Below are 4,198 nucleotides of genomic sequence, written 5' to 3'. Positions count from 1 at the left end.
GCATGTCGCGGGCGGTCTCCACGCGCACCAGGTCAACCCCGCGCGGCGGGGCGAGCGCCACCGGGCCGGAGACCAGCGTGACCCGGGCGCCAAGCGCAGCCAGTGCACCGGCAATCGCATAGCCCTGCTTGCCTGACGAGTGATTGGAGAGATAGCGGACCGGGTCGAGCGGCTCGCGTGTCGGCCCTGCCGTGATCAGCACATGCTGCCCTTCGAGCGGCTTCGCCCCGGCTGACGCGGCCAGCTGGGTCTCGATCTCATCGGCGATGGCGAGAACTTCGGGCAGCCGGCCGGGGCCAAACTCGCCGCAGGCCATGGCGCCCTCATCTGGGTCCATGATCTGGACCCCGTCCTTGCGCAGCGTTGCAACATTACGCCTGGTTGCGGAATGCTCCCACATGCGCACATTCATCGTCGGCACCATGAGGACGGGCTTGTCGGTCGCCATCAGGGCTGTGGAGGCAAGGTCATTGGCGTGGCCCCCCGCCGCCTTGGCGAGAAGGTCCGCTGTGGCTGGGCAGACGACCACGAGATCGGTCGAGCGCGAAAGCTGGATGTGGCCCATCTCGGCTTCATCATCGAGGCTGAACAGGTCGGTTAAACATTTCTCGCCGGAGAGCGCGGCGACAGAGAGCGGCGTGACGAATTCAGACCCGCCTTTTGTCAGCACGCACCGGCTCGCAATGCCCCGGCGCGCAAGCTCACGGATAAGCTCAAGCGATTTGTATGCGGCGATACCGCCGCCGATGATCAGGAGAATGCTTTTGCCGTTCATACGAAAATTTTCCGTCATTCCAGCGTTTCAATACACTCAATGTATTTAGAAATCGACGACACGAGCACGTGAGGTGAAGCAAAAAATTAACCGGGCGCCGCCGATTCAAGGCAGGCGCCCGGTCCCCGATAGCCCCGGCTGGCGCTTAATAGCGGCGCAGCGGTCCTACAACGACGCGTGGTCGACCCCCCGTTTTTGCCACGTGATAATTTACAAGAGATTGAAGGCCGGTGTCATAGACCGCCATTTCGACGGCCTGTTCACGGCAGTCCCGCGTGGTCGAAATCCGGGTGATGGATGAACCCTTGCCGCAGGCGCGCCGCGCCGCTGTTTCAAGCCGGTCATAAAGCTTCTCGACACGGCGGCCATAAACGGGCTGAAGGTCGGCGTAGCAGACCTCGTAGCGCGTGCGGCCCTGATAATCCTCTCCCAGGCGCTGGATCTTGCGGTCACAGACACCGGAATTGAGCCCGACCACCGATGCATAATCATAGGAAGGCCGCGGTGCGGCATGGTGCGCACCGCCAGCGAGCTCGGGGCGTTGCGGATTAGGGTCGAGATACATGGTCGTGCGGTGCGTTGCCCGCGGCGCACGGCTATGGCTGCACCCGGAATAGGTCGTCACATTTGCGCCGGATGTGTAATAGCTGCAGGGCCGCGTCGCCCCCGCCATTCCGCCGCGATAGACGCGGACATCCCTGACTTCGGCTGCAGGCGCAGAGCTCGGCGCGCCGCTGGAATAGACCGGATCGGAATAGGTATAGGTGCGCGTGACACGCGGGGCCGGCGCTGACGCGGTGTTTGACGATTGCACGATACGGGTCGTCGTGGCAGGCGCCGAATAGGTCTGGGTCCGCGTATAGGTATCGTTATAGCTGTAGCTGCCGTGCGACTGGCGGGGCGCGACATAGGACGTGCCGCGATCGACGCGGCGCTCGACATCGAGGATCTGTCCCTGGGCATTGATTCGGGAGGTAAACCCTTCCGGGCCGCCAACAAGCTGGCCGTCTATGCATTGGAAGGCTTTGGCATGGGACACCCCTCCGATGAGGGAGGCAGTGATGAGGGCGGCAGCCAGGGGCAGGATTTTCATTTTGGTCTCCGTGGATCGAACCGGACCATGCATTAGGCAATCATTAACCTAACACGCCTGGTCGATCCTGGGAGTCCCTTCGCGTCTCAGGCGAACTGGCTGACCGTCACGCCCGCAATGGCCGCCAGCATGAGAATAAGCCCGAACCAGCCCCACCAGGGCGGTCCAGAGCGCGTTGGAGGCGTTGCCATCGCCTCATTCGACCGGTCCAGATAGGTTTCGAACCGGTCCATCACTTCCGGCAGCCGTTTCAGGCGGTCTGCGACGTCTTTCACATTCTGCGCCGCCAGTTTCGCCGCGCCCGCCGGGCCAAAATTCTCGGTGATCCAGCGTTTTACAATCGGTTCTGAGGCGTTCCAGATATCATGAGCCGGATCGATGGTGCGCGCGACACCTTCCACCTGGACCATGGTCTTCTGCAAGAGTACAAGTTCCGGACGCAGGCGCATGCCGAAAGTACGTGTATAATCCATGAGCTGAAGCAGCACCCGGCCCATATAGACGTCTTCGGCTGGCTTTCCATGTATGGGTTCGCCAATTGAACGCAGTGCCTGCGCGAATTCGCCAACCGACTGATCGGCCGGGACATATCCCGCTTCAAAGTGAACCTCTGCAACACGTTGATAATCCCGGCGGATGAAGCCCCACAGGATTTCGGCCAGGAAACGGCGCTCATTCAGCCCGATCCGGCCAATCAGGCCAAAATCGACAAGAGCCACCTTATTGCCAGGCTTGATCAGGATATTGCCCTCATGCATATCGGCGTGGAATACGCCGTGCCCGATGGCGTGAGACAGGAAGCCGCGCGTGATCGAATTGGCCAGATTCACCCGGTCGAGGCCGGGCTGGTCGAGCGCCTTCGGATTGGTCAGCGCGATGCCATCGACCCAGTCGGTCGTCAGGACGCGCTGGCCCGTCCTGTCCCAGTCGACAGCGGGGATGTCGAACCACTCATCCTTTTCCGAAATCGCGCGCATCTGGTCTGCGCCGCCAGCTTCCAGGCGCAGGTCGAGTTCCTTCTCCATGCTGGCAGCAACGGTCTCTGTGAAGGCGACCGGTTCGAGCCGGCGGCTTTCGACAGAGGCGCGCTCGACCGTTCGCGCCGCACGCTTGATCGCCCTCAGCTCGCGCGCGATCAGCCGCTCGACGCCCGGCCGCAGAATCTTGACCGCTCTTGTCCCGTTCGAGGTGACGAGTTTGTGCACCTGGGCCAAGGACGCCGCCGCGACCGGCTCGCCGAGCCCTGCAAACAGGCTTTCGGCCTCTTCCTTGCCGAATTCCCGCTCCAGCGCCTTATGCGCCTCAGCCATCGAAAAGGGCGGGAGCTTGTCCTTGAGACGCGAGAGATCTGTCGCGACTTCAGCGCCGAACACGTCAGGCCGCGTCGCCAGGAACTGGCCGAGCTTGATATAGGCGGGTCCCAGCTTCTCGAGGGCTTTGGCGAGCCGTTCGCCCTGACGACCTTTCGCGCCGCCGCCGATGACCCGCATCGTGCTGCCGGCGAGGCGCGCAGGAAATGGAAGGCGGGTATGGTATTCCCCCGGCAGGATGACATCATGGCGCACGAGCGCCGTGCCCGCGCGCATCAGACGACCATAATCCGCCAGAGCCTTTAGCACGCGGCCGCCTCCCTCATGCAGCCCACCCATAATGAAGCGCCGCAATTCCCCCAGAGAAATTGGTGACAGTGACAACGGAGAATCCGGCGGCCTCTATCTCTTCCCGAAACTCTTCCTGTTTGGGAAATTTTCTGATCGACTCAACGAGATACTGATAGGATTCCCGGTCTGAGGCGACGAGTTCGCCCATACGCGGAATGACGTTGAAGCTGTAAGTGTCATAGAGCTTTTGCAGCATCGGCACGGTCATATGGCTGAATTCGAGAATGCCGAGCCGCCCGCCCGGTTTCAGCACGCGGCGAAACTCCGACAGCGCCGCAGCCCGGTCGGCAACATTGCGAATGCCAAAGGCGATCGTGACTGCGTTGGCGGACTTGTCTTCGAAGGGAAGCGCCTGCGCATCGCCGCAAACCCAGTCGATGCGCTCTTCATAGGCGGCCATGTCGGGGCGCGCCCGTCCTGCGTCCAGCATGGCGTCATTGATGTCGCAGACGACCGCACTTGCCAGTTTGTCGCTGCGGCGGCGGCGCCCTGCCCTGTCGGCCCGGTCGATGAACGCCTTAGCAAGGTCGCCTGTGCCGCCGGCGACATCGATCAGGCGTTCGCCGGGCTGAGGATTGAGCCTGGCAATCGTGTCATGCTTCCAGAGCCTGTGGACGCCTGCCGACATGAGGTCATTCATCACGTCATAGCGGCTCGCCACGGAGCGAA

At 62.3% G+C, this 4,198-nt stretch carries 4 protein-coding genes; all 4 read right to left on the bottom strand.

All coding sequences use genetic code 11. The annotated features are described in order from the left end of the window. The coding region (gene coaBC, locus WA989_RS03980) for a bifunctional phosphopantothenoylcysteine decarboxylase/phosphopantothenate--cysteine ligase CoaBC (protein WP_424339220.1) at window positions 1-775 on the bottom strand (775 nt) is incomplete at its 3' end. A 145-nt stretch (window positions 776-920) separates the two neighbouring features. Further along, a complete protein-coding gene (locus tag WA989_RS03975; RefSeq protein WP_424339219.1) occupies window positions 921-1,868 on the bottom strand; it encodes a UrcA family protein in 948 nt (315 codons plus the stop codon). 86 nt (window positions 1,869-1,954) lie between these two features. Then, window positions 1,955-3,487 (bottom strand): 2-polyprenylphenol 6-hydroxylase, encoded by a 1,533-nt coding sequence (gene ubiB / locus WA989_RS03970; protein WP_424339218.1) that lies wholly within the window; start codon window positions 3,485-3,487, stop codon window positions 1,955-1,957. Window positions 3,488-3,500: 13 nt separating this feature from the next. Continuing rightward, a partial coding sequence (gene ubiE, locus WA989_RS03965; RefSeq protein WP_424339217.1) for a bifunctional demethylmenaquinone methyltransferase/2-methoxy-6-polyprenyl-1,4-benzoquinol methylase UbiE occupies window positions 3,501-4,198 on the bottom strand: 698 nt, incomplete at its 5' end.

The sequence above is a fragment of the Henriciella sp. genome, assembly GCF_049649345.1.
In the GTDB taxonomy this organism is placed as follows: Bacteria; Pseudomonadota; Alphaproteobacteria; order Caulobacterales; family Hyphomonadaceae; genus Henriciella.
Note: the sequence above shows the minus strand (reverse complement) of the source record. Positions and strands in the feature narration are given on the sequence as shown.

Coding starts and splice junctions, on each gene's coding strand:
- WA989_RS03975 (WP_424339219.1), bottom strand. CDS start 1,868: ATGAAAATCCTGCCCCTGGCTGCCGCCCTCATCACTGCCTCCCTCATC.